The sequence below is a fragment of the Bradyrhizobium sp. Kon56 genome (assembly GCF_055807635.1).
In genome coordinates this window covers 119,402-142,271 of record NZ_JBVVOU010000010.1, presented here as the reverse complement: position 1 = coordinate 142,271, position 22,870 = coordinate 119,402, and the positions used below count along the sequence as shown (strand labels likewise).

The 22,870-nt window shown below is 65.1% G+C and carries 23 protein-coding genes and 1 tRNA gene; 15 read left to right on the top strand and 9 right to left on the bottom strand.

Annotation, left to right across the window (positions count from 1 at the left end):
• Positions 1-67: 67 nt before the first annotated feature.
• The 4 genes from AC0L3B_RS18435 (at position 68) to AC0L3B_RS18420 (ending at position 5,257) form a co-directional block, all read left to right on the top strand.
• Positions 68-1,273: an ABC transporter substrate-binding protein gene (locus tag AC0L3B_RS18435; protein ID WP_473380865.1), complete on the top strand. Its 1,206-nt coding sequence runs from the start codon at positions 68-70 to the stop codon at positions 1,271-1,273.
• A 132-nt stretch (positions 1,274-1,405) separates the two neighbouring features.
• Positions 1,406-2,197 (top strand): enoyl-CoA hydratase, encoded by a 792-nt coding sequence (locus AC0L3B_RS18430; RefSeq protein WP_473380864.1) that lies wholly within the window; start codon positions 1,406-1,408, stop codon positions 2,195-2,197.
• A 2-nt stretch (positions 2,198-2,199) separates the two neighbouring features.
• Positions 2,200-2,952 (top strand): VOC family protein, encoded by a 753-nt coding sequence (locus AC0L3B_RS18425; RefSeq protein ID WP_473380863.1) that lies wholly within the window; start codon positions 2,200-2,202, stop codon positions 2,950-2,952.
• Positions 2,953-3,088: 136 nt separating this feature from the next.
• Complete coding sequence (locus AC0L3B_RS18420) at positions 3,089-5,257, top strand: acetate--CoA ligase family protein (RefSeq protein ID WP_473380862.1); 2,169 nt, start codon at positions 3,089-3,091, stop codon at positions 5,255-5,257.
• A gap of 101 nt (positions 5,258-5,358) precedes the next feature.
• Here the strand turns inward: AC0L3B_RS18420 and AC0L3B_RS18415 are convergent, their stop codons facing one another.
• From AC0L3B_RS18415 to AC0L3B_RS18405, 3 genes are read right to left on the bottom strand one after another with little or no spacing between them, the layout of a single operon-like run.
• A complete protein-coding gene (locus tag AC0L3B_RS18415; RefSeq protein ID WP_204512777.1) occupies positions 5,359-6,177 on the bottom strand; it encodes an enoyl-CoA hydratase/isomerase family protein in 819 nt (272 codons plus the stop codon).
• 15 nt (positions 6,178-6,192) lie between these two features.
• Positions 6,193-7,353: an acyl-CoA dehydrogenase family protein gene (locus AC0L3B_RS18410; protein WP_008133127.1), complete on the bottom strand. Its 1,161-nt coding sequence runs from the start codon at positions 7,351-7,353 to the stop codon at positions 6,193-6,195.
• A gap of 17 nt (positions 7,354-7,370) precedes the next feature.
• Positions 7,371-8,435, bottom strand: a complete 1,065-nt coding sequence (locus tag AC0L3B_RS18405) for an acyl-CoA dehydrogenase family protein (protein ID WP_026232431.1) — start codon at positions 8,433-8,435, stop codon at positions 7,371-7,373.
• Positions 8,436-8,673: 238 nt separating this feature from the next.
• Here AC0L3B_RS18405 and AC0L3B_RS18400 point away from each other — a divergent pair, with 238 nt between their 5' ends.
• Complete coding sequence (locus tag AC0L3B_RS18400) at positions 8,674-9,459, top strand: SDR family NAD(P)-dependent oxidoreductase (RefSeq protein ID WP_473380861.1); 786 nt, start codon at positions 8,674-8,676, stop codon at positions 9,457-9,459.
• 221 nt (positions 9,460-9,680) lie between these two features.
• Here AC0L3B_RS18400 and AC0L3B_RS18395 read toward each other — a convergent pair whose 3' ends face one another.
• Both AC0L3B_RS18395 and AC0L3B_RS18390 read right to left on the bottom strand, forming a co-directional pair.
• The gene (locus tag AC0L3B_RS18395) at positions 9,681-9,953 is read right to left on the bottom strand and encodes a GlsB/YeaQ/YmgE family stress response membrane protein (RefSeq protein WP_083926312.1); all 273 of its coding nucleotides are present in this window, start codon (positions 9,951-9,953) and stop codon (positions 9,681-9,683) included.
• A gap of 30 nt (positions 9,954-9,983) precedes the next feature.
• The gene (locus tag AC0L3B_RS18390; RefSeq protein WP_473380860.1) at positions 9,984-10,565 is read right to left on the bottom strand and encodes a YidB family protein; all 582 of its coding nucleotides are present in this window, start codon (positions 10,563-10,565) and stop codon (positions 9,984-9,986) included.
• A gap of 158 nt (positions 10,566-10,723) precedes the next feature.
• Between AC0L3B_RS18390 and AC0L3B_RS18385 the strand changes: the two genes are divergently transcribed.
• Both AC0L3B_RS18385 and AC0L3B_RS18380 read left to right on the top strand, forming a co-directional pair.
• Complete coding sequence (locus AC0L3B_RS18385; protein ID WP_473380859.1) at positions 10,724-11,731, top strand: 2-dehydropantoate 2-reductase; 1,008 nt, start codon at positions 10,724-10,726, stop codon at positions 11,729-11,731.
• A gap of 28 nt (positions 11,732-11,759) precedes the next feature.
• Positions 11,760-11,975, top strand: coding sequence for a hypothetical protein (locus AC0L3B_RS18380; protein WP_083926313.1), 216 nt, complete (start codon positions 11,760-11,762; stop codon positions 11,973-11,975).
• Between the two features lie 117 nt (positions 11,976-12,092).
• Here AC0L3B_RS18380 and AC0L3B_RS18375 read toward each other — a convergent pair whose 3' ends face one another.
• Entirely contained in the window at positions 12,093-12,725 is a 633-nt protein-coding gene (locus AC0L3B_RS18375) for a hypothetical protein (RefSeq protein ID WP_018452973.1), read from the bottom strand.
• A gap of 208 nt (positions 12,726-12,933) precedes the next feature.
• On the opposite strand from AC0L3B_RS18375, the gene AC0L3B_RS18370 reads away from it, so the two are divergent.
• The 6 genes from AC0L3B_RS18370 (at position 12,934) to AC0L3B_RS18345 (ending at position 17,958) form a co-directional block, all read left to right on the top strand.
• Positions 12,934-14,451: an AMP-binding protein gene (locus AC0L3B_RS18370; protein ID WP_473380858.1), complete on the top strand. Its 1,518-nt coding sequence runs from the start codon at positions 12,934-12,936 to the stop codon at positions 14,449-14,451.
• Positions 14,452-14,477: 26 nt separating this feature from the next.
• On the top strand, positions 14,478-15,116 hold the full coding sequence (locus AC0L3B_RS18365; protein WP_473380857.1) for an RraA family protein: 639 nt from the start codon (positions 14,478-14,480) through the stop codon (positions 15,114-15,116).
• A gap of 26 nt (positions 15,117-15,142) precedes the next feature.
• Entirely contained in the window at positions 15,143-15,514 is a 372-nt protein-coding gene (locus tag AC0L3B_RS18360) for a cupin domain-containing protein (protein ID WP_473380856.1), read from the top strand.
• Between the two features lie 48 nt (positions 15,515-15,562).
• Positions 15,563-16,519 (top strand): tripartite tricarboxylate transporter substrate-binding protein, encoded by a 957-nt coding sequence (locus AC0L3B_RS18355; RefSeq protein WP_247820928.1) that lies wholly within the window; start codon positions 15,563-15,565, stop codon positions 16,517-16,519.
• 97 nt (positions 16,520-16,616) lie between these two features.
• Positions 16,617-16,693, top strand: a tRNA-Arg gene (locus AC0L3B_RS18350).
• Between the two features lie 125 nt (positions 16,694-16,818).
• Positions 16,819-17,958, top strand: a complete 1,140-nt coding sequence (locus AC0L3B_RS18345) for an amidohydrolase/deacetylase family metallohydrolase (RefSeq protein WP_018452978.1) — start codon at positions 16,819-16,821, stop codon at positions 17,956-17,958.
• A gap of 26 nt (positions 17,959-17,984) precedes the next feature.
• On the opposite strand, the gene AC0L3B_RS18340 is transcribed toward AC0L3B_RS18345, so the two are convergent.
• Positions 17,985-19,130, bottom strand: a complete 1,146-nt coding sequence (locus tag AC0L3B_RS18340) for an acyl-CoA dehydrogenase family protein (RefSeq protein WP_018452979.1) — start codon at positions 19,128-19,130, stop codon at positions 17,985-17,987.
• Positions 19,131-19,251: 121 nt separating this feature from the next.
• On the opposite strand from AC0L3B_RS18340, the gene AC0L3B_RS18335 reads away from it, so the two are divergent.
• Positions 19,252-19,950: an alpha/beta hydrolase family protein gene (locus AC0L3B_RS18335; protein WP_247820929.1), complete on the top strand. Its 699-nt coding sequence runs from the start codon at positions 19,252-19,254 to the stop codon at positions 19,948-19,950.
• 4 nt (positions 19,951-19,954) lie between these two features.
• Here the strand turns inward: AC0L3B_RS18335 and AC0L3B_RS18330 are convergent, their stop codons facing one another.
• Positions 19,955-20,929 (bottom strand): ketopantoate reductase family protein, encoded by a 975-nt coding sequence (locus AC0L3B_RS18330; RefSeq protein WP_377828817.1) that lies wholly within the window; start codon positions 20,927-20,929, stop codon positions 19,955-19,957.
• A gap of 154 nt (positions 20,930-21,083) precedes the next feature.
• On the opposite strand from AC0L3B_RS18330, the gene AC0L3B_RS18325 reads away from it, so the two are divergent.
• On the top strand, positions 21,084-21,887 hold the full coding sequence (locus tag AC0L3B_RS18325; RefSeq protein WP_085351611.1) for an enoyl-CoA hydratase-related protein: 804 nt from the start codon (positions 21,084-21,086) through the stop codon (positions 21,885-21,887).
• Between the two features lie 47 nt (positions 21,888-21,934).
• Here AC0L3B_RS18325 and AC0L3B_RS18320 read toward each other — a convergent pair whose 3' ends face one another.
• Positions 21,935-22,819, bottom strand: a complete 885-nt coding sequence (locus AC0L3B_RS18320; protein WP_204512773.1) for a LysR family transcriptional regulator — start codon at positions 22,817-22,819, stop codon at positions 21,935-21,937.
• Between the last annotated feature and the right edge of the window lie 51 nt (positions 22,820-22,870).

The following is a 22,870-nucleotide window of genomic DNA, read 5'->3' as shown; positions in this document are numbered from 1 at the left end:
CATGATTGCGGTAACAGCAATAACCAAGCCGCCATCAGAGTACGGCGCGATAAGGGAGGTCTTTTCGATGAAGCATGTTTTGTCGGGCATTTTTGCCGCTGCGTTGGCGCTGAGCGCGAGCGCCGTGCAGGCCCAGGACAAGCCGCCACTGAAGATCGGCGGCATCCTCGACATGTCGAGCCTTTATGCCGACATCACCGGCCCCGGCAGCGAGACCGCGGCCAAGATGGCCGTGGAGGACTTTGGCGGTGAGGTGCTCGGCCGCAAGATCCAGGTGCTGGCTGCCGACCATCAGAACAAGGCCGATCTCTCCGCCAATATCGTCCGCGACATGCTCGACAATCAGGGCGTCGAAATGATCTATGACGTCGCGGCCTCCGCGACGGCGCTCGCCGCCGGCGAGATCGCGAAAGCGCGCAACAAGATCATCATGTTCAACGGCCCGGGCTCGATCCGCCTCACCAACGAGGCCTGCGGTCCCTATACCATTCACTACGTGTTCGACACCTACGGTCAGGCCAATGTGACCGGCCTTGCGGCCGTGAAGTCGGGCCTCGACACTTGGTACTTCCTCACCGCCGACTACGCCTTCGGCCAGGATCTGGAAAAGGACACCAGCGCCGTCGTGACCAAGACCGGCGGCAAGGTGCTCGGCAGCGTGCGCCATCCGCTCAACACGTCGGATTTCTCGTCGTTCCTGCTCCAGGCCCAAGCCTCGAAAGCCAAGGTGATCGGGCTTGCGAATGCCGGCGGCGACACCGTCAACGCCATCAAGCAGGCGGCCGAGTTCGGCATCACCAAGGGCGGCCAGAAGGTCTCGCCGCTGCTCGCCTTCGTGACCGATATCGACTCCATCGGACTCGAGACCGCGCAGGGCCTGTTGCTGGCGGAAGCCTTCTACTGGGATCTCAACGATGACACCCGCGCGTTCTCGAAGCGCTTCCAGGAGCGTATGAAGCGGCCGCCGACCTCCGCGCAGGCGGGCGTTTATTCGTCCGTGACGCACTACCTGAAGGCCGTGAAGGCCGCCGGCACGACGGACGCCGCGACGGTGATGAAAGTGATGAAGGAGACGCCGATCAACGACTTCTTCGCCAAGAACGGCAAGATCCGCGAGGACGGCCGCATGCTGCACGACATGTACCTGTTCGAGGTCAAGAAGCCGTCGGAATCCAAGGGCCGCTGGGACGACTACAAGCTGCTCGCCACCGTGCCCGGCAGCGAGGCGTTCCAGTCGCTGGAGCAGTCGCGCTGCCCGCTGGTGAAGAAATAAACACCGTCATTGCGAGGAACGAAGCGACGAAGCAATCCAGGCTGTCTCCGCGGAAACGTTTCTGGATTGCTTCGCTACGATCGCAATGACGAACATCGATAGACCGAGCCAAACAACAACAAGGAGAGCCCCATGAGCAACGACATGGTCCTGCAGAAGCTCGAAGGCGGGCTGCTCACCATCACCATGAACCGGCCCGAGCGGAAGAACGCGCTCAACCCGGACATGGTCGCCGGGCTGGTCGTGGCGGCACGGCGCGCGGCGGATGATCCGAAGGTGCGCGCGGTCTTGTTCAAGGGCGCGGGCGGCAGTTTCTGCGTCGGCGGCGACGTCAAGTCGATGGCCGAGGGCCGGGCGCCGCTGCCGTTCGAAGTGAAGATGGCGAACCTGCGCCGCGGCATGGAAGTGTCGCGTATCCTGCACCAGATGCCAAAGCCCGTGGTGGCACAGCTCGATGGTGCTGCGGCCGGCGCGGGTCTGTCGATGGCGCTGTCGTGCGACCTCCGCGTCGCTTCCGAATCCTGCAAGATCACCACCGCCTTCGCAAAAGTCGGCTTCTCCGGCGATTACGGCGGCACCTATTTCCTCACCCAGCTGCTCGGCAGTGCGCGGGCGCGCGAGCTCTATCTGACCTCGCCGGTGCTGACCGCGAAGGAAGCACATGCGATCGGCATGGTGACCAAGGTTGTCCCCGACGCCGAGATCGATACGGCCGCGCACGAGCTCGCACTGTCGCTGGCGCAGGGCCCGTCGATCGCGCTTGGCTTCATCAAGCGCAACATCAACAATGCCGAGCATCTCGCGCTGGAGGATTGCTTCGACGGCGAGGCGATCCATCACACCCGCTGCAGCGATACCGAGGATCACAAGGAGGCCGCAAAGGCGTTCGTCGAGAAGCGCAAGCCGACCTTCAAGGGCGCATGACGATGGCGCCCTATATGCGGTTGCGGCAGATCTGCCTGGTCGCGCCGCAGCTCGCGCCCGTGATCGCGGATATCGCTGACATCATGGGCCTCGCTGTCTGCTACCGCGACGGCAACGTCGCGAAATACGGCCTGGAGAACGCGCTGCTGCCGGTCGACACGATCCTGCTGGAGGTGGTCGCGCCGTTCAAGGAGGGCACCACGGCCGGCCGCTTCATCGAGAAGAGCGGCGGCCGCGGCGGCTACATGGCGATCTTCTGCTGCAACGATCCCGACGAGCGCGGCCGTAACGCCAACGCTCTGGGCGTGCGCACCGCCAACGTGATCGACCACGCGCCCTATCACAGCGTGCAGCTCCATCCCCGCGACTGTCGCGCCGCCTTCATCGAGTTCAACCACACCGAAGGCAGCGACGACATTTTGGGGCCTTATCCGCCAGCGGGGCCAGACTGGCATAAATTCATCCGCAAGGACGTGACGCAGGCGTTGACGAGCGTGGAAATACAGAGCCCGGACCCGCAAGGGCTGGCCGAGCATTGGGGCAAGCTCATCGGCGTGGCGCCGAGTGGCGATGTCGAACTGAAGCTGACCAACGCGACCTTCCGGTTCGTGAAGGGCGCCAGCGAAATCATGAGCGCGCTGGAGTTTCAGGTGACAGATGTGGCCCAGGTGCTGCATGCCGCCAAGGCCAAGGGGCTCGCGGTGGCGGGCAATGAGTTTCTGCTGAGCGGCGTGACATTTCGGCTCGCTGCTTGACCACTTGCGCTAGTTCTCGTTGTGTCGTCATGCCCAGGCCTGTCCCGCCTGCGCGGCCGAAGCGGCTTCGGCCGCGCAGGCGAGACAGGCCCGGCCATGACGGGGGTAGCGCCAGACCGACAATTGGAATCTGCACATGCCGCATCCGCTCGACAGCTTCTTTGCACCCGCCAGCATCGCGCTGATCGGTGCTTCGCGCGATCACGAGAAGATTCCGGGGCGCCTGCTGTCGATGTTGCGCAAGAACGAGTATCCCGGAAAAATCTATCCGGTGAACCCGAACTACGCCGAGATCGACGGCCTCATTTGCTACAAATCGATCACCGACATCGGCGCGCCGGTCGATCTCGCAATCATCCTCATCCCCGCCCGCGCGGTGCTCGCCGCGCTCGAACAATGCGCCGCCGCCGGCGTGAAGAACGCTGTTATCATCTCCTCCGGCTTCGCCGAGGAGGGCGGGGAGAGCGCGGCGATGCAGGACGCGATCGCGGCGCTGGCGAGGCGCACCGGCATGCGGATTTCCGGTCCGAATGCCGAAGGCTTTTTCAGCCAGAAGCAGCGCGTGGCGGCGACGTTCAGTCCCGCCGTGGACGTCAAGCCGAGCGTGGTGCCGCTGGTCGCCACGACGAAGCGGATCGGCATCGTGGCGCAGAGCGGCGGCATCGGCTTTGCGTATTATCACCGCGCCAGTGCGCTCGGCATTGCCGTGAGCTATGTCGTCAGTGCCGGCAACGAATCCGATCTCGGGGCCGGCGAGTTTCTGGATTACATGGTGCAGGACGCTTCAACGGACGTGATCCTGCTGTTCATCGAAGGCATTCGCGACGTCGACAAGTTTCTCGCGGCAGCGCGGCGCGCCGCCGAACTGAAAAAGCCTGTCATCGTCACGAAGGTCGGCCGCTCCGGCGCCGGGATGCGCGCGGCCGCCTCGCACACCGCGAGCATGGCCGGATGGTCGGCGGCCTACGACGCGGTGTTCGCCAAATATGGCTTCATCGTCTCCAACGATCTCGACGAGGCGCTGACGATCGCAGCTGTGCTTGCGAGCAATCCGTTGCCGAAAGGCGATCGCGTCGCCGTGGTCACCGTCTCCGGCGGCGCCGGCATCTGGGGCGCCGATGCCGTGGCGCTGCAAGGCTTGCAGGTGCCGGAGCTCTCCGAAAAAGTCCAGGCGGAGATCAGCGCGCTGATGCCGTCCTACGGCACCGCGCGCAACCCGATCGACGTCACGGCGCAGGGCGTGACCTCGGGCGGCTTGCAAAAGAGCGTCGATGTGCTCACCGCGTCGGACGAGATCGACGCAATCCTGATCGTGCTGTCGCTGTCGAGCGACGTCCGGAAGCCCTTCAAGGAAGCCGAGCTGACGCCGGTGCTGGCCGCGCAGCACAAGCCGGTGGTGTTCTATTCCTACACGGTACCGTCCGATTTCGCGCGGCGCGAGCTTGCCAAATCCGGCGTCGTGGTGCTCTCCGGCCTCACTTATGTCGGCGTCGCGATGCGGCAGCTCGTCGATTATGCCACCTTCGAGCTGCAGAGGCCCGCGGACGGGGCGCAAGTCCCCGCGCGGGACATCTCAGCACAGCTGAAATCGCCTGCGCTCTCGGAAGCCGACAGCAAGACATTGCTCCGCGCCGCCGGCATCGCGCTGCCGGATGAAGTGCTGGTGAAGGACAAGGGCGAGCTCGATGATGCCGTCGCCCGCGTCGGCTTTCCGCTGGTGCTGAAGATCCAGTCGCCGGACATCGCGCACAAGAGCGAGGTCGGCGGCGTGCGCGTCAATATCACCACAAAGGGCGAAGCGTTTCTGGCGTTCGAGGCGCTGCTCAACAATGTGCGCCAGCACAGGCCTGAGGCGGCCATTCAGGGCGTGCTGGTCTGCCCGATGGCGAAGCAGGGTGTCGAGATCATCATCGGCACCATGACAGACGCGACGTTCGGGCCGATGGTGATGGTGGGCCTTGGCGGCATCACGACCGAATTGTTCCGCGACGTCGTCTACCGCCCGGCGCCGGTCAGCGCAGAAGAAGCCGGCACGATGCTGGCGCGCTTGAAAGCCGCGCCGCTGCTGACGGGATTTCGCGGGGCGGCGATGGCGGATGTTGCGGCGGTGTCGCAGTTGATCGCGGACATTTCCGTGCTTGCCGCGCAACATGCAGAGGAGATCGCGGAGATCGAGCTCAACCCGATGCTGGTGCACGCGGAAGGGCAGGGCGTGACGATCGTGGACGCGCTGGTGGTGGGGCGGAGATCATCCCTCTCCCCTTGTGGGAGAGGGTGGCTCGCCGCGAAGCGGCGAGACGGGTGAGGGGTCTCTCTCCACAAGCGCAAGAGAATGGCTTGCGGAGACAACCCCTCATCCGGCGCTTCGCGCCACCTTCTCCCATAAGGGGAGAAGGAAGAAAGGACCTACCGCCCCCTGAAATTCGCGACCCGCCGCTCTTCCGTGGCCTTCACGCCTTCCTTGAAGTCTTCCGTGGCGCGCAGTCGGGTCTGCTCCTCGAGCTCGTGATTGGTCGCGGCCATCACGCGATCGGCGAGGCCAGCGCGCATCGTGGCGCGGGTGGAGACGAGGCCGAGCGGGGAGCATTCGGCGATTTCACCGGCGAGCTTCAGTGCGGCCGCCTTGACCTGGTCCTGCGGCACCAGCTCGTTGGCGAGGCCCCATTTGAAGGCCTCTTCACCGGTGACGCGGCGGCTGGTGTAGAACATCAGCTCGGCGTTGTTCTTTCCGATCAGCTCGGGCAGCGTCACAGTCAGGCCGAAGCCGGGATGAAAGCCGAGCTTTGTAAAGTTCGCGGAGAAGCGCGCTTCGGGGCAGGTGACCCGGAAGTCCGCCGAGACCGCGAGGCCCAGTCCGCCGCCGATGGCGGCGCCCTGCACGGCCGCGACGATCGGCTTCTTGGCGCGGAAGATGCGCACGGCCTGGATGTAGAGATGATTGATCGCCCCGAGGCTGTCGGCCGGATCGCCCTTGGCCGTCTTATCGGCTTCGCGCGCCTCTTGCGCCTGTCGTGCCGGGTCCTGGAAATTGGCGCCGGCGCAAAACGCCTTGCCCTGGGCCGATAGCACCGAGGCGCGAATCTCGATGTCGCGATCGAACTCGTCGAGTGCGTCCGCGATCTGGTTGATCAGCGAAATGTCGAAGAAGTTGAGCGGCGGGCGGCGGATCTCGATGGTGCCGACGTGACCAACTGTTTCGACGCCGATATCTTTATAGGTGCTCATGATGTCCTCGAATGATTAGCGCAAGCCAAGCCCGCGGGCGATGATGCCGCGCAGCACCTCGGTGGTGCCGCCCTGGATGGTGAGTTTCGGCGCGGTTTTGATGGCGAAGTCGAGCTGCCGCTCCAGCGTCTCGCGGTTGGTCGCGGTCTCCTCGACGAAGGCGGCGAGATCGCGCACGCGGTGCGGCAGCTGCTGTTCCCACACCGTGCCGATGTCCTTGACGATGGAGGCTTCGACGACCGGCTCCTTGCCGGCTTGCAGCATGCCCGCGACCGAGACCGACATGCGCCGCATGGTGTGGAGCTGCGCCACCAGCCGGCCGATGCCTTCGGCGCTGCGGGTATCCGGATTGGGACCAACGGCGCGAACCAGCTCGGTCAGCACGTAATAGGTCTCCAGGAAGCGCTCGGGGCCCGAACGCTCATAAGCGAGCTCGCTGGTCGCCTGCTTCCAGGCGCCGTCCACTTCGCCGAGCACATGATCGTCAGGCACGAAGAAATCGGTGAACACGACCTCGTTGAACTCGTACTGGCCGGTGATCTGGCCGATCGGGTTCACCTGGATGCCCGGCTGCTTCATCTTGACCAGGAACTGGGTCAGGCCGTGACGTCGGTTTTCCTTGGTCGGCTGCGACGTCCGGAAGATCGCGATCATGTAGTCGGCGATATGCGCCGACGAGGTCCAGATCTTGGTGCCATTGATGAGATAGCCGCCGTCGGTCTTGGTCGCGCGGGTCTTCGCGGCAAACAGGTCCGAGCCGGAGTTCGGTTCGCTCATGCCGATCGCGAAGCAGATCTCGCCGCGGCAGATGCGCGGCAGGATGTCCATTTTGATGTGCTCAGGCGCGTATTTGATCAGCACCGGTCCGCTCTGGCGGTCGGCGACGAAGAAGCGCCGCGTCGGCGCGTTGGCGACGCGCATCTCCTCCGTCACCACGTAACGTTCGAGGAACGAGCGCTCCTGGCCGCCATATTTTTTCGGCCATGTCATGCCGAGCCAACCCTTGGCGCCGACCCGGCGGGAGAATTCCGGCGCGTCGGTGTCTTCGCGGTTGGGCTTGTGCGGATCGAAGGTACCGGCGGCGATTTCCTCCGCGAGGAAGGCGCGTACTTCCTTGCGCAATTGCTCGCATTTCTCGGGCAGGCGGATCGGATCGAAACGGAGGGCAGCGGTCATTGTTGTCTCGTCCCTGATCAGCGCGAAGCCACGAGCGGCCACAATTCGTCGGCGCCGCGGTTGGCAATGAGCTTGCCGAGCTCGACGGCCCAGTGGCTTTCCGAACCGAAATCGTCGCGCCAGGCAAGCGCCCGCAGCGAATAGCGGTGCAGGATGTGCTCCAGGGTGAAGCCGATCGCGCCATGGACCTGGTGCGCAATGGCGCCGCCCTTTTCCGCAGCTTCCGCGCAGCGGATCTTTGCGGAGGCGGCTTCGAGATAGACCGCGTCATCGAACGACTTTGCGTTGGCGATGGCGTCGGCCGCGGAAGTCGCAGCCGCAAGCGCAGCAGCCGACTCGCCGGCGAGGCGGGCGAGATTGTGCTGCACCGCCTGGAATTTGGAGATCTTCTTCTCGAAGGCGACGCGCTCGTTGGAATAGCGCACGGAGATGTCGAGCATCGATTCCAGCGCGCCCGCGATCTGAAGGCTGCGCGCGACGCCGCCCATCAGCATCATTGTGGTCTGGTCAAAGCCGCTCGGCGCGGGCTTGATGGTGAGGGGCTGGACCTTGTCGAGCGTGACGGTGTCGCTGTGGTCATAGCCGACATTGAGTCCGGTCTCGATCCGGCCCTTGCTCGCATCCACCAGCGCGACCGCGACTCCGTCCTTGCCGTGGGCCAGCACCGCGAAGTGCTTTGCCGCCTTTGCGAAGGGCACGCCGCGGGCGCGGCCGGAGAGCGCACCATCGGCATCGCGGGTGATGCGATCCTTGGGCGACGCCGGCAGCACCGTCATCTCCCCCTCCGGGGAAGCGATCTTCGCCTGCGCCAGCAGCCAGCCGGCCAGCATGGTCTCGGCCAGGGGAACCGCGACTGCGAAACGGCCGGCCGCGTTCAGCAGCGCAAAGCCGTCGGCCAGACTCGCGCCGGAGCCGCCGAGATCGTCGGGCACCCAGGCCAGCGGCAGGCCGGCCTCGCTCAGCGCCTGCCACAGCGGCGCCTGCCACGAATCCTTCTTGTCGTTGTTGACGGTCTGCGGATCGGCGAGATCGGCGAAGATTTTCTCCGCGGTCTCGACGACGATATTGTCACTCTCCGCCACAGCGTTCCCCGTGTTTTGCCATTGGCGCATCCGGCCCCAGTGGGGCGGGCGCGCAGGTTCTTCTTGCGCCCGATGATCCAAAAAAGCCATGGCCCTGACAAGCGCTGATCGCAGGTCAACCTGCGGCGCGGGCATGGGCGATGAGCTAATTCCGCTTAGCGGAGTTTGCTCGATTTGCAGGGCGCGGCAAACTCGCTAAACAGAACGTCGATACTCAATCAAGGGGAAGGAAATCCGGATGGCAAAGGACAGTTTGTGCGCAATCGTGACGGGGTCCGCCTCCGGCCTGGGCGCTGCGACCGCGGAAATTCTCGCACGGAGCGGGGCGCGGCTCGTCATCAACTATTCCTCGAGCCAGAAGGAAGCGGAGGCGACCGCGGAGCATTGCCGCAAGGCGGGCTCACCGGAAGTTCTGGTCGCGCAGGGCGACGTCTCGAACGATGACGATTGCCGCAAGATCGTCGCGGCAGCTGGCGGCTGGGGCCGGCTCGACGTGCTCGTCAACAATGCCGGCACCACCAAGCATGTCGTCCATGCCGATCTCGACGGATTGTCGGCGGAAGATTTCCAGCGCCTGTACGGCGTCAACACCATCGGCCCGTTCCAGATGGTGCGCGCGGCGCGCAGCCTGCTCGAGGCCGGCGCCAAAGCTTCTGGGCGGCCGTCCGCCGTGGTCAACATCTCCTCGGTCGCCGGCATCAGCGGCGTCGGATCGTCGATCGCATACGCCGCGAGCAAGGGCGCGCTCAACACCATGACGCTGTCGCTGTCGCGCGCGCTGGCGCCGCTGATCCGCGTCAACACGGTATGCCCGGGCTATATCGATACACCCTGGTTCACCAAGGGCCGCGGCGAGGCGGGCGCCAAGCAGGTGCGCGACAGCGTCGTGGCGAAGGTGCCGCTGAAGGTCGCGTCATCGGCGGAAGACATCGCGCAGCTCGTCTGTTTCCTGGCGATGCCGGCCTCCAGCAACATGACCGGCGAAGTCGTGCGCATGGATGCGGGGATGCATTTGGTGACGTGATCGCGCGGCACATTCTCTCCACGTCGTCGCCGGGCTTGACCCGGCCTCCGCTCTCTCCACGTCGTCGCCGGGCTTGACCCGGCCTCCGCTCTCTCCACGTCATGGCCGGGCTTGACCCGGCCATCCACGTGTCGCCGCGCGGATCAAAAGACGTGGATGCCCGGGTCAAGCCCGGGCATGACGATGAGGTGGCGGTGTGCCGCTTTCGGCGTTTTGAAGCGTCACCCCTTGATCACGCCGCTCGCCACCAGCCGGTGCCAGATGAACAGCACCACCACGGCGCCGATGGTGGCCATGATGAATCCTGCACCCTGGTCGGGACCGTAATGACCGATGGCCTGACCGATGAAGGTCGCGAGAAACGCGCCGGCGATGCCGAGGATGGTGGTGAGGATGAAGCCGCTCGGATTGTTCGGTCCCGGCGCCAGCCAACGCGCGATGAGGCCGGCGATGAAGCCGACGACGATGATCCACAACAAGCCACCCATGCTCATGTCCGTGCTCCCCTCGTTTGACTAAACCAATCAGACTCTGCCCGCGATCTCTTGCTCGGTCGGCAGCCGTCCGTCCGGCGTCAGATGGTCGACCACCTGCGGCAGATACTGGCTGAGGCCCGAGAGCAGCTCGTCACGCGACAGGCCGCTTTGGGCGGACAGGCTCTCGATCTGGTCGGCGCCGAGCGCATTGGCGAGATCGCCTGGAGCGATCGCCTTGTTCTCGCCCTTGCCGACCCAGGTATTGGCAGTATCGCCATGACCGCTGTGCTGAAGCTGGTTGAGGAGATCGCCGAGCCCGCCGCTGAGCACGCTGCCGGCCGCGCCGCCCGCGAGCAGGCCGCCAAGGCCGCCCTTCAACAGGTCGCCGAGGCCACCACCAGCGCCTGCATTCACCGGCGGGGGGAGATGCGTCGGCGTCGGTGCCGGGGACGGCTGCGGCGCGCTGCCGCTCTGGTTGCCGCTCATATGCTTGAATGCCTTCCAGGCGAGCAGGCCAAGCAGCGCCATGGTCATGGGCGACATGCCGCCATTGGATGAGGATTGTGAACTCGGCGTGCTTGGCCCGCGCGGGCCGTTCTGCATGCCGTTGAGGACGTCGAGCAAACCCATGGCGTTCTCCCTTGGCGCTTTGTTGCCGGTAACAAGCCCCGTTCGAAAACATATGAGGCCGTCATGACGGTTACAAGGCGATTGCGCCGCAACTCCGGGAATGGGCAGCAGACACAGCCTCTGCTATCGAGGGCGGATCGTTGAGGGGGCAAGCCAAGATGATGACGGATCGACCGATCGTGGTGGCCGGCGCGGGCGCCATCGGATGTTTTGTCGGCGGCACCCTGGCGGCTGCCGGTCGCCGCGTCGCGTTCCTGGTGCGACCGCGGGTGAAGGCCGAGATCGAGCGGTTCGGTCTGCTTCTGACCGATTTCGACGGCTCCGAGAAGAAGCTCGATCCGGGCCAACTCGCGCTATCGGAAGATCCCGCGATCTTGCACAGCGCCGGCATCGTGCTGGTCACGGTGAAGAGCGCCGACACGGCAGCTGTCGCCAAGCAGATCGCGCAGCATGCGCCGCAGGACGCTGTCATCGTCTCGCTGCAAAACGGCGTCGGCAACGTCGCGGTGCTGCGCGATCGCCTCGGCGATCGCCGCGTGCTCGCCGGCATGGTGCCTTTCAACGTGGTCGGGATGGGCGAGGGCCGCTTCCACCGCTCGACCTCTGGCGACATTCATGTTGGCCAAGATGACACGAACGCGGCCGCAGCTCTGTCGGTGCCGGGGCTCACGATGCGCGCGAGCCGCGACATCACCGGCGTGCAATGGGGCAAGCTGATCATCAATTTGAACAACGCGCTCAGCGCCTTGTCCGACATGCCCCTCGCTGCGCAATTGGCGAACCGCGAATGGCGAAGGTTGTTCGCCGATCAGATGGCGGAGGGGCTGGCTGCAATGAGGGCCGCCGGCATCACACCGGTCTCGGCGACGCCGATCCCGTCGTCCTGGACGCCCGCCTTGCTGAGACTGCCTGATCCGATTTTCGACCTGATCCTGGGAAGGACCATGAAGATCGATCCCGAGGCGCGTTCCTCGATGTGGCAGGATTTGAAGCAGGGCCGCAAGACCGAGATCGACTATCTCCAGGGCGCGATCATCGCCCTCGCCGAACAGAACAGTGTCGACGTGCCGCTGTCGCGCCGCATTGTTGCGCTGATCAACGAGGCTGAGGCCGCGGGCAAGGGTCCGCCGCGGCTGACGCCGCAGCAGGTTCGCGGCGCTGCATGAGTTCACGCCGGCTGACGGGAGACGTGCGATGAAACGTTGTTTGACGATCGGGGTCGTGCTCGCCGCCTTATGTGCAGCTTCCACGTTTGCTCAGGCAAGGCCGCCGACCGTCACGAATTCGCCCGGCTATGACGCGCGCCTGAAGGAGAGTCGTTCGCAGTTGGGTAGTTCACCGACAACAACGGCGCCGGTGAATGCGCCGGTTGCTCAACCGAAGCGCAGCAAGAAGAAGCACACGAACTGAGGCTAGGAGACGGATCCCCGCCCAGTTCGTCATTGCGAGCGTAGCGAAGCAATCCAGACTGCCTCCGCGGAGAGATGCTGGATTGCTTCGCTGCGCTCGCAATGACGGCGACGCAGCTCAGCCCTTCTTCGCGGGCTTGCTCGGCGTCGGGCTGAACAGCTTCTTGATGTCGTTCAATCCATCCGACAGCCGCGGCCATTCGCAGGAGAACGAGCCCTTGGTGCAGGGTGTGCCCTTCGGCCGCGGCCGCGCGTCGCCGATGGCGGCCTGCTGGACTTTCGGCCGCTCGACCGGCACGGGCACGCGCTCGACCTCGGTTCGCAACGCGACCCGCTGGAGCTGCTGCACCTGTTGTTCCTGCTGCTCGCGCTGCTGGCGCGCGGTGGCCTGCGCGGCTTCATTGCTGCGGCGCTGATTGGCGAGATAGGCGGTGTAGGATTCGTCGATCTTCTTCTGCTCCTCCGGCGTCGGATTGGGCCCGGCGATGTCGAAGCTGCGGTCCTGGAGGAAATCGTAATAGGAATAGCCGCCGCCCGCCTTGCGCCGGCCGGCGAATTTGGCGTTGCAGTCGGCAAGCGCAGCCGTCTTCTCGGATTTGGTCGTAGCTTTCTCGGCGGCGTCGGCGCAGGCCTCGAAGTCAACAGGCGCGCGCTTCCACCATTGTGCCTGGGCATGCGACGGCGCCAGCAGGAAAAATCCTGCTGCAGCAACGACAAGCGCCGCACGACGCGATGCAACTACGTCCGACATTCTACGAGAGCATTCCTTGCAAAACTCAACCCGAACTGAGTCGGGCTGATTTTTGCCCCTTTATGGCCTGCTTGTCACCCATGGAACCCGGGAATTTCATGGCTGTGATGCTGACATTTTTTGCTTGACGTGGCGCAGGAGTCACAGCGTCACTTCATCCTGCGCTCGCCTCATCGGCGACGCCAAGAATACGAAGTGGAAACGCCTCATGCTGCTGCCCCTGTCCGATGTGCCGCGCTGGTACGCCGAACGCAAACCGCAAGGCACGATCGCCGTCCGTCACGGGCAGGATACGCTGACATGGGACGCGCTCGAACGCGGCGCCAACCGGCGCGCGCGGGCGTTCATGGCCAAGGGTGTCAAGCCCGGCGACTTTGTCGCGATCGGTTTGCCCAACTGCAATGCGTTCTTCGAGACCTCGTTTGCCGTGTGGAAATGCGGGGCGACGCCGACCTCGCTGTCATGGCGGCTGCCGCGCGGCGAAGCCGCCGCGGTGCTCGACATCCTGAAGCCGGCGCTGGTGGTCGGCGGCGAAGCCGACTGGAACGCGCCGAACCGTCTGCCCGCGGATTTCGTGCCGGAAGGGTTTTCGGACGAGCCGCTCACCGCACCGGTGGCGCGCTATTGGAAAGCCATGACCAGCGGCGGATCGACCGGCCGCCCGAAGGTGATCCTCGATCACCAGCCGGCGGTGACCGACACGGTCGCCGCGCCGCCGCTCAACATCCCTTTCGGGGTCTCGCTGCTCAATCCCGGCCCGCTCTATCACAATGCGCCGTTCATCGTGTCGCACTATGCGCTGTTCACCGGCGGCCAGCTCACCGGCCTCGTCAAGTTCGATGCCGAGGAGGCGCTGCGGCAAATCGCGCGCGAGCGCGTGCAATGGGTCAATTTCGTGCCGACGATGATGCATCGGATCTGGGCGCTGCCGGACCACGTGCGCAACGCCTATGATGTGTCGAGCCTGCAAACCGTCTTCCACATGGCCGCTCCGATGCCGCCCTGGCTGAAGGAGAACTGGATCGCCTGGCTCGGACCCGAGCGGATCTGGGAGCTCTATGGCGGCACCGAGCGGCAAGGCTCCTGCATCATCTCCGGCACGGAATGGCTGACGCACAAGGGTTCGGTCGGCAAGATCGGCGAGATGGCGCGCTTGCGCATCATCGGCGAGGATGGCAACGACGTTGCGCCGGGCGAGACCGGCGAGATCTATTTCCTCAACAATGACGGCAGGGATGCCACCTATCACTATCTCGGCGCGGAGCCGAAGCGCCGCGCCGACGGCTGGGAATCGCTCGGCGACATCGGCAGGCTGGACGCGGAAGGCTACCTTTATCTTGGTGACCGCCTCGCCGACATGGTGCTGCGCGGCGGCGCCAACATCTATCCCGCCGAGGTCGAAGCCGCCGTCTCCGAGAGCCCTGGCGTGCGCTCCTGCGTTGTGGTGGGATTGCCCGATCCTGAACTCGGCCAGCGCGTGCACGCCATCATCGAGCCGGAGCGCGATGCGGACGGTCAGGCCATCGCCGACGGTATGGCGGATTTTTTGAAGGACCGGCTCAGCCGCTACAAGCATCCGGAGAGCTTCGAGATCGTCGCCGCCCCGCCGCGCGACGATTCCGGTAAAGTTCGCCGCACCCTGTTGCGCGACGAGCGCGCGGCGTGGATGAAGGAGGGGCGCTCCTTCCGGATTTGGCCGGCGAAGGCGCGGGCGCACGCCGATTAAGAGAATTCACGGGAAGGACTGAGATTATGACCATCACCATCGCTGCGAACGCCGTGCCGAAGCCGCCGGCCGCGATCATCGAGGGTTTTCGCGGTGCGCCGACCTCGGTCATTTCGGACAATCTCGGCCGGTTGCCTGGCGCAGTGGGGCTCAAGCCCTATCATCGCGGCGCCAAGCTGGTGGGCACGGCCTTCACGGTCCGCACCCGTCCCGGTGACAATCTCGCCATCCACCGCGCGCTCGAGCTGGTGGGTCCCGGCGACGTCATCGTGGTCGATGGCGGCGGCGACGAAACGCGTGCGCTGGTCGGTGAGATCATGAAGAACATCGCGCAATGGCGCAAAGCCGAAGGCTATGTCATCGACGGCGCGATCCGCGACGTCGCGGCGTTCGCTGCCGATGACTTTCCCTGCTATGCCCGCGCGGTGATCCACCGCGGCCCTTACAAGAACGGCCCCGGCGAGATCAACGTGCCTGTTTCGATCGGCGGCAGCGTGATCTCGCCCGGCGACATCGTCGTCGGAGACGAGGACGGCGTGGTGTCGTTTGCCGCCGCCGGTGCCGCGGCGCTGCTCGACGCCGTGCGAGCCCAGGTCGCGCGCGAGGAGGAGACGCTGAAGGCGATCCGCGAGGGCCGTTATCAAGGCTCGTATGGCAAATCCTGATCAGCGAGAATGAAGAGGAGGGCGGCGTGAGGCAGCAGGACGAATTCCACAATCTCGACGATAACGGCGACGGGTTGTTTCGCGAGCTCGCGGCAGGGGTGACCACGCGCATCTTCTCCGGCGAGCAGGCGATGCTGTCGGTGGTGACGCTGGCGCCGCATGCGCAAGGCACGCTGCACCATCATCCCGAGGAGCAGTGGGGCGTGCTGCTCGACGGCTCCGCCATCCGCGTCCAGGGTGATGAGGAGATTGCCGTGAAGAAAGGCGACTTCTGGCGCACGCCGGGTAATGTGCCGCACACCATGCGCGCCGGCCCCGACGGCGCCCGCGTGCTGGACATCTTCAGTCCGCCGCGGCCAGAATACAGAAAAGCGGGATCCGGTTTCGGGACCACTTAAAGCGCCAAAGAGCAAAAGCCGGGCGCGAGAAAACAGGGGAGGGATACCATGACGATCACACGACGGACGCTGCTGGCAGCGCCGGCTATTCTCGCGATGACGCCGGCGTTGGCGCAGGCTTCAAAAATCACACTGGTGGTGCCGTTTCCGCCGGGCGGATCCACCGATGCGATGGCGCGGCTGCTCCAGAGCCATCTGCAAACCAAGCTCAACCGCATCGTCATTGTCGAGAACAAGTCGGGCGCGGCAGGCGCGCTCGGCGCGGCGCAGGTCGCCAAGAGCCCGCCTGACGGCTCGACGTTCCTGGTCACCTTCGATTCCCACGCGGTGATCCCCTCCATCCTCGACAAGCCGCCCGTCGATGTCGAGCGCGAGCTAATGCCGGTGTTGCTGGTCGGCACCGCGCCTTACGTGATCGCTGCCGGTGCAGGCCGCCCCTACAAGAGCTTTGCCGACGTGGTGGCGGCCTGCAAGGCGATGCCCGGCGCGGTGAAATACGCCTCCGTCGGCATCGGCACGCTCGGCCATCTCGCCATGACCGTGCTCGGCAACAAGGCCGGCGTCGAGATCATGCACGTGCCCTATCGCGGCGGAGGCCCCGCAATGAACGACGTGCTCGGCGGCCATGTCGATCTGATCGCGGGATCGGCGGCGCTGGTCGCAGCCCAGCTCGGCACCAACATGCTGCGTCCGATCCTGCAGCTCGGCCGCGAGCGGCTGCCCGGCCTGCCGGATACGCCGACCGCGATCGAGGCAGGCTTCCCGGATTTCGAGACGCTGGCCTGGTGGGGCATCTTCGCGCCCACCGGCACGCCGCCGGACATCGTCGCAGGCCTCGCGACGGCGTCCAAGGAGATCCTGAGCGAGCCCGCCACCGCCGCCCAGCTCAAGGAAACGCAGCAGATGACGCTGCTGCTCGAGGACGCTCCCGCCTTCAAGACCTTCTTCGACAAGCAGGTCGCGATTTGGGGCAAGGTGGTGAAGGACAACAATATCAGGGCGTGAGATGGCCGGCAGCCCTCCGCATTGAGCAATGCGGAGGGCTTCCGATCCCGCCTCCGCTTTGATATGAAGCCCCGGTAACCCGCTCTGCGGGTTCCGCGGTCCCGTAGCTCAGCCGGATAGAGCGACGGTTTCCTAAACCGTAGGTCGGAAGTTCGAGTCTTCCCGGGATCGCCAGTTTTTCAGTGAGCAATCGTCGCGTTTGATACGCTCGTCGGCGCAAAAATTGCTAGAAGCGCGAAGCTTCCTTCCTGGCCCGGGCTGACTGCCGCCCCGCCTCGCTGCCATATCCGGAGACGACAATGCCTTTCGACTTGATCCTGCGCGGCGGCCGTGTGGTCGACCCGTCCCAGAAGCTCGATGCTGTGACGGATGTCGCCTTTTCCGGCGGCAAGGTCGCGGCGATCGGCAGTGGGCTCAAGGCGGATCCGGGCACCGAGGTGCGCGACGTCTCTCGCTACATCGTGACGCCGGGACTGATCGATCTCCACACCCATGTCTATTGGGGCGGCACGTCGCTCGGCATCGACGCCGAGGAGTTCTGCCGTCTTTCCGGCGTCACCACCGCGGTCGATACCGGCAGTGCGGGGCCGGGCAATTTCGCGGGCTTCCGCAAGCATGTGATCGAGCCGAGCCAGGTTCGTATCCTCGCTTATCTGCATGTCTCGCATGCCGGCATTTTCGGCTTCTCGCACCGGATCATGGTCGGCGAGAGCGAGGAGCTGCGGCTGATGAATCCGATCGAGGCGGCCAAGGTGGCCGACGCCAACCGCGATCTCATCGTCGGCATCAAGGTGCGCGTGGGGCTGCATTCCTCGGGCACGTCGGGCGTCGTGCCGCTCGACATCGCGCTCGAGGTCGCGAACGAGGTCGGCATGCCCCTGATGGCGCATATCGATCATCCGCCGCCGAGCTACGAGGAGGTGCTGGCGCGCCTGCGCCCCGGCGACGTGCTCACCCATGCGTTCCGTCCCTTCCCCAACACGCCTGCGACCGCGCAGGGCACGGTGAAGCGGGCGGTGCTCGACGCCCGCGAGCGCGGCGTGCTGTTCGACATCGGCCACGGCAAGGGCTCGTTCGCATTCAAGACCGCGCGTGCGATGCTCGCCAACGGCTTCTATCCCGACACCATCTCGTCCGACATTCATCAGCTCTGCATCGACGGCCCGGCCTTCGATCAGGTGACGACCCTGTCGAAATTCCTGTGCATGGGCATGCCGCTGTCCGACGTCATCGCAACCTCGACCGTCAACGCCGCGATGGCGCTGCGGCGCCCCGAGCTCGGCAGCCTCAAGCCGGGCAGCGTCGGCGACGCCACGCTGATCTCGGTGAGGGAAGGCCAGTTCGACTATGAGGACGTCGTCGGCGAGCACCTGATCGGCGACCGCAAGATCGTCTCCGAAGGCGTCGTGATCGGCGGCCGGTGGTGGCATCCGAATTGAGCGGCAGGCCGTTCACGCCGGCTTGATTACAACGACCTCGCGATCAACAGCTTCATGATCTCGTTCGTCCCGCCATAGATCTTCTGGATGCGGGAATCGATGAAGATGCGCGAGATCGGATATTCCTGCATATAGCCGTAGCCGCCGAACAGCTGCAGGCATTCGTCGGCGGTCTCGACCTGCTTCTCCGAGCACCAATATTTCGCCATCGACGCCGTGACGGTGTCGAGGTCCTTTGCGACCAGCCGCTCGATGCACCAGTCGACGAAGACGCGCGCGATCATCGCTTCGGTCTTGCGCTCGGCGAGCTTGAAGGCGGTGTTCTGGAAATCCATCAGCGGCTTGCCGAAGGCCTTGCGCTCCTTGGTGTAGTCGACGGTGAGTTTTATCGCGCGCTCCATAGCCGCGACCGCGCCGACCGCGAGCGCGAGGCGCTCCTGCGGCAATTGCTGCATCAGCTGCACGAAGCCCTGGCCTTCCTCGCCGCCGAGCAAATTGTCCGGCGGCACCGCGACGTTGTCGAAGAACAGCTCAGACGTGTCGGAGGCATGCAGGCCGATCTTGTCGAGGTTGCGCCCGCGCTTGTATCCATCCGCGCCTGAGGTTTCGACCACGATCAGCGAAATGCCCTTGGCGCCGACATCGCCGGTGCGCGCAACCACGATGACGAGGTCGGCAGCCTGGCCGTTGGTGATGAAGGTCTTCTGTCCGTTGATGACGTAGGAATTGCCCTGCTTCCTGGCGGTGGTCTTGACGGCCTGCAAATCCGAGCCGGTGCCGGGCTCGGTCATGGCGATGGCGCCGACCATCTCGCCTGAAGCCATCTTCGGCAGCCAGCGCTTCTTCTGCTCCTCCGAGCCGTAATTGAGGATGTAGTGCGCGACGATGGCGCTGTGCACGGAGACGCCGGTCGTCAGCTCCGGCACCGTGCTTTCGAGGTCGTCGAGCACGGCGGCATCATAGGCGAAGGTGGCGCCCAGGCCGCCATATTCCTCCGGCACGCTTGCCAGCAGCGCGCCCATCTCGCCGAGCCCGCGCCAGGCAAAGCGGTCGACCATCTTCTGCTCGCGCCATTTTTCGGCATGCGGGGCCAGATCCTTGGCAAGATACTTCCGGAACTGGTCGCGGAAGATTTCGAGCTCTTCGGTCATCCAGGAGGAGCGGTAGGACATGGTCACCTCGGTCAATGCGGCTTGCCGGCCTGGTTAGGCCAGCCTTTGGCGGCAATTATTGTGTTTTCAGGCTGTGCCGGTGACGCTACCAAGGCGGCCGGAGCAGCGTCTATCGGGATGGTTGATTGTGGCTGTCAAAATTCAAACCGTCAAAACCAAAGAGCTCAAGCTCGACATCGCGCGCATCGGCACGGTCTCCGCGATCCTGACGCAGCCGGACAAGGCGCGCGCCTGTTACGTCCTGGCGCATGGTGCCGGTGCAGGGATGCGGCATGCATCGATGGACAAGATTGCGGAGGGGCTCGCTGCTCGCGACATCGCGACCTTCCGCTTCAATTTTCCTTACATGGAAAACAAGCAGGGCCGTCCCGACCAGCCTGCGGTCGCCCACGCCACGATCCGCGTGGCAGTCGAGGAAGCCGCGCGGCTCTGCCCTGGTGTGATGCTCGTTGCGGGTGGAAAATCCTTCGGCGGGCGCATGACCTCGCAGGCGCAGTCCAAGGCTCCGCTGCCTGATGTCAAAGGGCTCGCCTTCCTCGGTTTTCCCCTGCACGCCGACAAGAAGCCGTCGACGGAGCGCGCCGAGCATCTCGCCCATGTCGAGATCCCGATGCTGTTCCTGCAAGGCACCCGCGACGGGCTCGCCGATCTCGGCCTCCTCAAGCCGGTCATCGCCGCTCTTGCCCCGAAGGCGACGCTGCATGAGATCGAAGGCGGCGATCACTCCTTCGCGGTGCTGAAAAAGTCCGGCCGCACCAATGAAGAGGCGCTGACAGAGGTGCTTGATACGCTCGCGGCCTGGATCGACAAACTCGCCTGAAATCTCACGCCGAATATAGCCCCTTGTCGCGCGCCTTCTGAATCGCGAGCGCGGCGATCAAGTCGAGCGTCGGCGTCGACAGGCCCGCGGTGCGCGCGAAGGCTTGGGGCGCCTTTACCAGGACGTCGATCTCCATGGCGCGGCCGAGCTCGTAATCCTGCAGCAGCGACGGCTTGTGGTTGGGGGCGGGGCCGCTGCGTGATACGCGCTTGACCTCGGGGATAAAATGCTGAGCGATCTCGTTGGCCTCGTTCAGCATCCGCGGAATGACATCCGCAAAGGCGGGGTCATCGCGCACGCCGCGCGCGGTCTGGCCGGTGAGCAGGCACAGCACCGACAACGACATGTTGGTCAGCAGCTTTGACCAGATCGCCTCGCGGATCTCGGCGACCGGCGGCGATTCCAGCCGTGCGTCGCTGAAGGCACCACGGAGCGTCGTGATGCGCGCGCAATTGCGGTCGTCACATTCGCCGATCAGCAGGCGGTTGCGGTCCGGCGTCAGGTTCTGCACGACGCCGGGCGCGATCACCTCGTTGGAGGAGAAGACCACGCCGCCGACGATCCGCTCTTTCGGAATGCAGGCGCGCAAGCGCCCGCCCGGGTCGAGGAAGGAGATGTCCGGCGGGGTCGGGTGCCGCGGCGGCAGGCCGATCCCGTACCACCAGGGAATGCCGTTCTGCGCGAACACGATGGCGGTGTCGTCCTGCAGTAGTGGCTTGAGACTGGAGACCAGCCCGGTCAACGCGGTTGCCTTCAAGGTGCTGATCACGACATCCTGGGGGCCGAGCTGGGCCGAATCGCCGGAGGCGTTCACCTTGGCGGAGACCTCGGAATCGCCGACGCGCAGCTTGAGGCCGTTGGCCCGGACCGCCTCCAGGTGCGCGCCCCGCATCACGCACGAGACCTCGTGGCCGGCGCGGGCCAGCCGAACTGCAAGATGGCTGCCGACGGCGCCCGCGCCGAAAATGCAGATGCGCATGTGATGTCCGTCCCTGATCCCTTGATGCCGCCCCGCGGCAGCATGACACAAGCCGCCATGCGATGGACGCGGCTGCCCTACGCTCGAAAGATATGGATCAGGGCGCGGAGCCTCGGTCATAGTGCGCGCCAAACAAACGAGCGGAGGAACACCGATGACCGACAGCCCCGTCCTGTGGACCCTGGATGCGCGTGGGGTTGCGACCGTCACGTTGAACCGGCCGGAGGTTAACAATGCCTATGACGGCGCGTTGATCGCAGGCGTGCTCGCGGCCATGGACGATCTCGGCAGCAAGCCCAACCTTCGCGTCGTCGTGCTCAAGGGCAATGGCAAGCATTTCCAGGCTGGCGCCGACCTCAAATGGATCAACGGCGTGCGGCCGCAATCGAGCGAGGCGAACGAGGCGGCGTCGCGGGCGACGTTCGAGGCCGTGCAGCGGCTCAACACGCTGGCTATCCCGACGGTCGCGCTGGTGCAGGGCGGCTGCTTTGGCGGCGGCACCGGCGTGATCGCGGCCTGCGACGTCGTGATCGCGGCGGACAACGCGCTGTTCTCGATCACCGAAGTGCGCTGGGGCCTGACCGCGGCCATCATCATCCCGCAGCTCTGCGATGCCATTGGTGTACGGCAAGTCCGCCGCTACGCGCTGACAGGTGAACGTTTCGGCGCCGAGGACGCCCGTCGTATCGGCCTCGTCCACGAGGTGGTGCCGCTCGCCGATCTCGACGCCGCCGGCGCGAAGGTGGTCGAGCAGTTGCTTGCCAACGGATCGGAGGCGATGGCCGAGACCAAGCGGCTGGCGCTGGAAAGTTCGTTCGGCGGCATGGCGGTGGACGATGCCGCCTACAAGCGGCTCGTGCATCTGCATTCGCTGAAGCGACAGAGCGCGGAAGCCGCGGAGGGGCTGGCGTCGTTCGCGGAAAAGCGCGCCGCGAATTGGGCAGGTGCTAAAAGCTGAACGCGAGTAGCCCGGATTACGCTTCGCTCCATCCGGGCTACGGGCTTTTACAGCGACGTGGCGAGTGACCTTTTCAGCAAAGTGAGCAGCGCCTGTACCGCGGCGGCATTGCGCCGCCGTTCAGGGATCGCAGCCTTCACCCACAATTCCGGAATCGGAAACTCGCGCAGCACCGGCTTGAGCGCGCCGTCGCGCAAGGCGCTCGCGACGAGATAGTCCGATATCAACACAATGCCGTTGCCGGCGATGGCGCTGCGCGCCAGCACTTGGCCCTCGTTGCAGGACAGCAGCGGGCTGACCTGGACGCTGATGCGGCCGCGCGGCCCGTCAAAGATCCATTCGGGGCCGGTCGGTAGAAAGCTGAGGCAGCGATGATCGACCAGATCACGCGGATGTTTTGGCGTGCCGTGTTTCTTCAAATAGGCAGGCGAGGCGCAGAGCAGCCGCTTCAGCGGGCACAAGGGTTCGTCGACGACACCGCCAAAGGAATGCGGGAAGGCGCCGATGGCGATGTCAAAGCCTTCGGTGACGGGATCGACCGGACGGTCGAACAGCACGATCTCGAGCTTGAGCCGCGGGTTCTGGGTCTGGAAGGCGGTGAAGACGTCCGCAAGCCGCGCGACCGTCAGCGAGGTCGGGGCCTTGATGCGCAGATGATCGACGAGATCGTGGCCCTTCTCGCCCATGCGCGACAGCAGATCGGCGGCGTCGGTGACGACGCCGCGGGCGCGATGCACGTAGCGCTGGCCGGCCTCGGTCAGCCGCAATTGCCGGGTCGAGCGATGAAACAGTGGCGTGCCGATCCGCGCCTCCAGCTGCGTGACGCGCTTGGCGACCACCGACGTCGAGACGCCGAGTTTTCGCGCGGCCGCGGAGAAGCCGGTGGCGTCGGCGGTCGCGAGGAACGCCTGAAGGTTTACCAGGATGTCCATCTTCGGCCTTTCGCGATTCGAGAAAGGTGATCGCCTATTTTGGCGGATTGT

Excerpts from the sequence above, each read along its gene's own strand:
- AC0L3B_RS18355 (WP_247820928.1), top strand. The coding sequence starts at position 15,563 with ATGACGATCACACGACGGACGCTGCTGGCAGCGCCGGCTATTCTCGCG.
- AC0L3B_RS18400 (WP_473380861.1), top strand. The coding sequence starts at position 8,674 with ATGGCAAAGGACAGTTTGTGCGCAATCGTGACGGGGTCCGCCTCCGGC.
- AC0L3B_RS18380 (WP_083926313.1), top strand. The coding sequence starts at position 11,760 with ATGAAACGTTGTTTGACGATCGGGGTCGTGCTCGCCGCCTTATGTGCA.
- AC0L3B_RS18375 (WP_018452973.1), bottom strand. The coding sequence starts at position 12,725 with ATGTCGGACGTAGTTGCATCGCGTCGTGCGGCGCTTGTCGTTGCTGCA.
- AC0L3B_RS18410 (WP_008133127.1), bottom strand. The coding sequence starts at position 7,353 with ATGACCGCTGCCCTCCGTTTCGATCCGATCCGCCTGCCCGAGAAATGC.
- AC0L3B_RS18320 (WP_204512773.1), bottom strand. The coding sequence starts at position 22,819 with ATGGACATCCTGGTAAACCTTCAGGCGTTCCTCGCGACCGCCGACGCC.
- AC0L3B_RS18420 (WP_473380862.1), top strand. The coding sequence starts at position 3,089 with ATGCCGCATCCGCTCGACAGCTTCTTTGCACCCGCCAGCATCGCGCTG.
- AC0L3B_RS18430 (WP_473380864.1), top strand. The coding sequence starts at position 1,406 with ATGAGCAACGACATGGTCCTGCAGAAGCTCGAAGGCGGGCTGCTCACC.
- AC0L3B_RS18330 (WP_377828817.1), bottom strand. The coding sequence starts at position 20,929 with ATGCGCATCTGCATTTTCGGCGCGGGCGCCGTCGGCAGCCATCTTGCA.
- AC0L3B_RS18425 (WP_473380863.1), top strand. The coding sequence starts at position 2,200 with ATGGCGCCCTATATGCGGTTGCGGCAGATCTGCCTGGTCGCGCCGCAG.
- AC0L3B_RS18370 (WP_473380858.1), top strand. The coding sequence starts at position 12,934 with ATGCTGCTGCCCCTGTCCGATGTGCCGCGCTGGTACGCCGAACGCAAA.
- AC0L3B_RS18340 (WP_018452979.1), bottom strand. The coding sequence starts at position 19,130 with ATGTCCTACCGCTCCTCCTGGATGACCGAAGAGCTCGAAATCTTCCGC.
- AC0L3B_RS18325 (WP_085351611.1), top strand. The coding sequence starts at position 21,084 with ATGACCGACAGCCCCGTCCTGTGGACCCTGGATGCGCGTGGGGTTGCG.
- AC0L3B_RS18365 (WP_473380857.1), top strand. The coding sequence starts at position 14,478 with ATGACCATCACCATCGCTGCGAACGCCGTGCCGAAGCCGCCGGCCGCG.
- AC0L3B_RS18395 (WP_083926312.1), bottom strand. The coding sequence starts at position 9,953 with ATGAGCATGGGTGGCTTGTTGTGGATCATCGTCGTCGGCTTCATCGCC.
- AC0L3B_RS18385 (WP_473380859.1), top strand. The coding sequence starts at position 10,724 with ATGATGACGGATCGACCGATCGTGGTGGCCGGCGCGGGCGCCATCGGA.
- AC0L3B_RS18435 (WP_473380865.1), top strand. The coding sequence starts at position 68 with ATGAAGCATGTTTTGTCGGGCATTTTTGCCGCTGCGTTGGCGCTGAGC.
- AC0L3B_RS18415 (WP_204512777.1), bottom strand. The coding sequence starts at position 6,177 with ATGAGCACCTATAAAGATATCGGCGTCGAAACAGTTGGTCACGTCGGC.
- AC0L3B_RS18345 (WP_018452978.1), top strand. The coding sequence starts at position 16,819 with ATGCCTTTCGACTTGATCCTGCGCGGCGGCCGTGTGGTCGACCCGTCC.
- AC0L3B_RS18390 (WP_473380860.1), bottom strand. The coding sequence starts at position 10,565 with ATGGGTTTGCTCGACGTCCTCAACGGCATGCAGAACGGCCCGCGCGGG.